The sequence below is a fragment of the Desulfobulbaceae bacterium genome (assembly GCA_013792005.1).
Lineage (GTDB): Bacteria > Desulfobacterota > Desulfobulbia > Desulfobulbales > VMSU01 > VMSU01.
The window spans coordinates 1-4039 of sequence record VMSU01000074.1; the positions used below are offsets into that span (position 1 = coordinate 1).

The following is a 4039-nucleotide window of genomic DNA, read 5'->3' on the forward strand; positions in this document are numbered from 1 at the left end:
AACTTTATCATCTCCGACTTGATCAAGAAAATATGACAAGATTTTGAGGGTAGCCACTGACGAGCTGAAAGCTGAAAGACTTCCTAGGCCTCCAAACCAGCCCTGTCTTTCCTTCACGGGATGGGGGATCGGCTTCCAATTCTTCAGGCTGTCCTCAAAAAAAGTCGCGTAACAGTCGGCGCAAGGAGTTACATGCGGAATTAGCAATTCTCCAAAAGATGCGAGGTGGGCATCGAACCCCCCAGCCACAAGCAAAGGAATACCACGGTTTAGAGCATATCTGGAAAGCTTGATATTAGTATAGCCGATGTATGGCTGGTCAGCTGTATTGATGATAATTGAGGTCTTCCTAATAATATCATTCAGTTCAGTTGTCGTCTTAATCGTTGTGTCATAAGTTTGAACGTATGGGTCAAAGGCCGTCTCCTCTGCCAACGTTCTAGCCGCTTGAGTTTTTTGTTTACCATCATCTAAGGCCGTCTTGTACATCGTTCTCGCGATGTCATCTGCTTCGATTTGAGCGTAATCAATGAGAGTAAACTGTCTGAATCCCATCATACAAAGTTGGAGTAGAATTGCGCTGCCGATGGCTCCAAGCCCAAAAATCGTAATATGAGCATCAAATATTTTCCTTTGAACTTCTAATGCTTTTTGCGGGGACTTGAGAATATCAATCAGGAAGTAAATTTGCCTCTTATATTGCTCTACATAGTTTACAGGAAGCAGATTTGTTTCAAGTGGATCTTGGATGGTGATTATTCCTTCATTATTCAAAAAGGAAATAAAGTTGATTGTCTCATTATTCAGGTCCAAACCAACATTAGCCATGGAACTGGCCAGTGGTTGATGTCTGGCAAACTGTTTCAAAAGCCCGGCATAGGCAGGTTTACATTTAATGCGCAAACGCCTTCTGCTCGACAAGAATAGAAAAAGAACCTTGGAACTGCCCTCTTGTACCGGATAAAGAAAAACCTCTACTCCGTCTCGCAACTCAGGAGTAGAGGTTTCTAACACTCGTATCATTATTATCTATATAAACTGCTCAATACTGCACTTGACCGCCTTTCACAGCAAGGTACTTTTCCCAAGATTCAGTATTTTCGACGAAATTTGCATCAGCAGAACATGTTCGCGTGCAGCAGTCAGATCGGCTTCCTGAACACGCTGACGTATAAGAAACGCAACACATGCCGTCTTCGTCGGATACAATGACAAAGCCATACTTGTCCAAATGGTCATTAGTTTTATTCGACATTTTATCCCTCATATTGATTGGTCGTTAACAAAAAAAGTAATCGATGGTTAATGTAACTGTTTGTATTGGCCATGTCAAAGGCGACCACAAGGGGAAATCTCGCTGAACCCCAGGCCAGCTTATTGTTAGCATAAGCTTTTAGCGTTTGCCATGCTGGTTGTCAACCCTAAGAATTAGGGGACCTATATCAATGTTTCATTTAAAATCCTTAAAAAATGATTTTCAGTCCCCAAGAATTATTTACGGGGGGATAATGACATATCAATAAACTTGCTCACTTTTATTTATTGTATCTGGCGTAACAAGAATTCAACAGCCAGGCTCACTGAAGATAACTATCTGGAAGATTTAATTGAGCCAACTATATAAGTAGGTCTATGGGTAATAGGAATAAATCACTCATCAACGAATTATGATTTGTTCGATAATCGTTGGGGGGTATGTCAGCAGTTTATCGGTGATGGCAAGACTGAAGAAATTACAGAAATAAATTTCTTTATTTTAAGTGAGTTATGCTATAGAGGTACTGGAAAATATAAAATTTAACCAAACCGTGTAAGAAACTTGCAACTTATGCCTTAATGCTCTAAGAAACTTGCAGCTTATGGCATCTTAGACTTGCAACTTATGGTCTGGGTATCGAGTATAACTCTTTGATTTTATGTTTTTGAACTTGTAGGTTATGCCTAAACGCACAAGGAGCTTATGCTGTTACTGAAATTTTCATACTCTGACGATGTGCGGCGCTCAGTGGGGATCATGTGCTGATAACATCACAAAAAAAATGGGGTGTTCGAGGGAGTTCTCGGCACCCCATTTTCTGTTATGAAACAGGTCTTGGCGCATTTTGATGGTTGATGGAATTGTATGAGGACAAAGAAGTAATTTTGAATCGACAACAAACAGGTAGGTAACAAGTAGGGGGGCAGGTCTCGTGTCCAAGCCCCTAAATAGCGATCAAAAGACATGTTTAATTGCAATGTCTGACCATAATTTTTCCTTGAGGATCCATCTGCGGGGATGGTAGCTGGAAACTAGATATCAGGTGAATTGAGCATGATATCTAGTTAGAAAAAACTCGGTTAGGTCAACTATGCGATGTCAAAATGGATTTGTCAGGCAAGATATCCAGAAACAAGATATTAATTAGATGGCCCGGCTGCGCCGGGCCATCGTGGCGGATGAGCAGCGCGACTTCGAAAAAGTCCATTACAGGTGCGCCTTCGGGCCATTAACTCGGATCGAGCAGACTGGCCGCTGCTCATCCGCCACGTTAGAGCCTTACTTTGATGCCCGCCCTCTTTTCACGTTTTCGGCCTGTGAGTGTCTGTGTGGGGCTCGCTGAGCGGGGTGTGCACACGCGCTCATTTCAGCTCATCAGCGGCTCTGCGCTTTGGTCTCCGGGCTCTGGCCTGTTGGCTTCGCATGCTGTCCGTACTTTGTCTGGCCGTTCTGGTGCGCTCCGCACACCCCGTGCCGTGGGCGGCTGGTTGGGGTTGGCCTCTGTGTTTTATGTCCATGGCAATTTTATTGTCCGTGGGGTAAATTCCGCTTGGGTCCGTGGGGCATCATTCTCCCGGTCTAACCTGGCAGTCGAGTGGGACTGGCCGAGAGTCGGCTTCTCTCAGGCCGGAGGCAGCTTTTTCTTTTCGGGCTGTCGCCATGTTCCGTGGTCGGCCAGCCCCTCACTTCTACGTTAGGCATCTCGCATGACCATGGACCCACAAATCACAGCTGCATTAATTGGCGGTGCCGCGACTGTAGCCGCAGCAATTATTGGTTGGTGGCTTCACGAGAGGAAAAGCCATAGGAAACTTTCAGAAAATCAAACGAGCACTGAATCAGTTCAAAAATACCCACCAACCGACAAGACCAACTTGGCAATTATTAAAACTGATGCCAACAAACATCAGCCAGTTGTGCGCCAAGTAACGAGCATTTCCAATATCACTGTCAAAGATATTGTTGAATCAATTAACTCGGCGCCTCCTTTTCAAAAAGAACAGATCGCAAAGCAATACAACGGCATTACTGTTAAGTGGATTGGCCATTTAAAAGAAGTAATGGAAGACCCTCGCGACAAAGAAAGTGTTCGGGTAAATTTAACCATTAACCAAGACACCTATATTGGCGACTCGTTTTGGTTTTCTGAGAAAGTAGAAAATTTCCCTGAAATACGCACGTTAAAAAGAGGGAGTGCGGTCAGTGTCGTTGGTGAAGTTTTGAGTGCCAGCGGCCCCGGTTTGTGCGTAGATTTGAAACCTATTGTCATTGAAGTACTAGGGAATCATCATGCCTAACGAATAAGGTTAGATTGTGAGAGCGCAGCGAACCACAATCTGAACCGTTTGTTGGACAAGCCCGGCTACTATATATAGAAAAGAGCTTTTGAGAGGGAGTCTGCCAGATCAGGCAAAAGAAAGGACGGGATACTTTTTCTGAAAAGTTGATCTTTGAAGTAGATTGTTTCGAGGCATTTCAGGGGCATTAAACATGATTAATGCCATTTTTTGCACGCAAGTCTCCATTGACGGAGAAGCCGACGTTTTTAACCGCCTATGCCGGGCGTAGGATTACATGACAATTTCTCCGTTATTCCTCATGTGAGGCAGGTGGCCTCTTTGACCAGAGGTTTCGGAATCCTTGTCAGAATGACTTTCATCGCCGCTCCGCATACCCGACAGGTGATGGCTGGCCGTTCTTTTAGTTTACGGACAAAGGTACGGAAAGGATTGACGCGGAGCACGACCTGTAAGAAGCGGATGAGCTTTTTACTACATGAAT

At 44.3% G+C, this 4039-nt stretch carries 5 protein-coding genes; 2 read left to right on the forward strand and 3 right to left on the reverse strand.

Features of this window, described 5'->3' with window-relative positions:
- Positions 1-1023, reverse strand: a 1023-nt coding sequence (locus tag FP815_03935) for a ThiF family adenylyltransferase (protein MBA3014087.1), incomplete at its 3' end; no start/stop codon positions are given.
- 19 nt (positions 1024-1042) lie between these two features.
- Positions 1043-1255, reverse strand: coding sequence for a hypothetical protein (locus tag FP815_03940; protein MBA3014088.1), 213 nt, complete (start codon positions 1253-1255; stop codon positions 1043-1045).
- 1352 nt (positions 1256-2607) lie between these two features.
- On the opposite strand from FP815_03940, the gene FP815_03945 reads away from it, so the two are divergent.
- The gene (locus FP815_03945) at positions 2608-2955 is read left to right on the forward strand and encodes a hypothetical protein (GenBank protein MBA3014089.1); all 348 of its coding nucleotides are present in this window, start codon (positions 2608-2610) and stop codon (positions 2953-2955) included.
- Positions 2956-2964: 9 nt separating this feature from the next.
- On the forward strand, positions 2965-3555 hold the full coding sequence (locus FP815_03950; protein MBA3014090.1) for a hypothetical protein: 591 nt from the start codon (positions 2965-2967) through the stop codon (positions 3553-3555).
- A 299-nt stretch (positions 3556-3854) separates the two neighbouring features.
- Here the strand turns inward: FP815_03950 and FP815_03955 are convergent.
- Positions 3855-4039: IS91 family transposase (locus FP815_03955; GenBank protein MBA3014091.1), on the reverse strand; the 185-nt coding region annotated here is incomplete at its 5' end.